At 60.7% G+C, this 1252-nt stretch carries 1 protein-coding gene; it reads left to right on the forward strand.

What is annotated here, in order from left to right; translation table 11 throughout:
- The first annotated feature begins 66 nt into the window (after positions 1-66).
- Positions 67-1226, forward strand: a protein-coding gene (locus tag F3H87_RS21725) for an IS3 family transposase (protein ID WP_100165069.1) whose coding sequence is annotated in 2 segments (ribosomal slippage) — positions 67-316 and positions 316-1226 — 1161 coding nt in all. Because the reading frame shifts where the segments join, the coding sequence is not laid out codon by codon here.
- Positions 1227-1252: the final 26 nt, after the last annotated feature.

Here is a 1252-nt window from a genome sequence, read left to right on the forward strand (position 1 = left end):
TGACCTGCCCCCCGCGAAATCCCTCATCATGATGTAGAGTCTGCCCAACCTTGAAGGAGCAGACGAATGCGAAAGAGCCGTTTTACCGAGGCGCAGATTATCGGGATGATCAAGGAGCAAGAGGCGGGCATGCCGACGGCCGAACTGTGCCGTCGTCACGGGCTGAGCCCGTCCACGTTTTACAAGCTGAAAGCCAAATACGGCGGCATGGAGGTGTCAGAAGCCGCCCGGCTGAAGGCGCTGGAAGACGAGAACACCAAGCTCAAGCGCCTGCTGGCCGATACGATGCTCGACAACGTGGTCCTGAAAGATCTTTTGGGAAAGAACTGACGACGCTGACCAAGCGGCGAGAGGCAGCGCTCAGAGCGATGCGGGATCACGACATCTCGCAGCGCCGGGCCTGCCGGCTTGTCGGTGTCGATCCAAAGACGGTCCGGCGCGAACGCCCGCCGGATTGCCCCGAGATCCGCAAAGAGATGCAGGAGATTGCAGGCAAGCGACGTCGGTTCGGCTATCGTCGGATCGGCGTCCTGCTCGAACGCAAGGGCATGATCATGAACCACAAGAAGCTGTATCGGCTCTACCGGGAGGAAGGTCTCTCGGTGAAGCGACGACGTGGCCGCAAACGGGCCCGCGGCACACGCACACCGATGCCGGAGGCGGCGCGCCCAAATGCGCGGTGGTCGCTGGACTTTCTGTCGGACAGCTTTGGTGCTTCACGCAAGTTCCGCATCCTGGCAGTGATCGACGATTGCTGCCGCGAAAACCTGTGCCTCATGGCCGACACCAGTATCTCGGGAGCCCGTGTCGCCCGCGAGCTGGATGCGCTGGTGCGGGTCTACGGAAAACCAGGTTGCATCGTCAGTGATAACGGCACGGAGTTCACAAGCCGGGCCATCCTGAAATGGGCCGACCAGAACGATGTGCCGTGGCATTACATCGACCCAGGGAAGCCACAGCAGAACGCCTTCATCGAGTCGTTCAACGGCAGCCTGCGCGACGAGCTATTGAACGAGGAGATCTTTGACACCCTGAACGATGCCCGGCGAAAGCTGGCGCTATGGCGATATGACTACAATGCCGTCAGGCCGCATTCGTCGCTCGGAAACCAGACGCCACTGCAAGCGCGCCGAGCGCTTGAGCAATTTGAGGGCTCCGCGCCCGGCGCGCTTGCCCAAACCGAAACCCATGATTATCAAGATCAAACCCGCAGACTCTCGTTATGAACGAGGGACCGAAGGGGGGCAGGTCA

The sequence above is a fragment of the Lutimaribacter pacificus genome (genome assembly GCF_900142185.1).
GTDB classification, from domain to species: domain Bacteria; phylum Pseudomonadota; class Alphaproteobacteria; order Rhodobacterales; family Rhodobacteraceae; genus Lutimaribacter; species Lutimaribacter pacificus.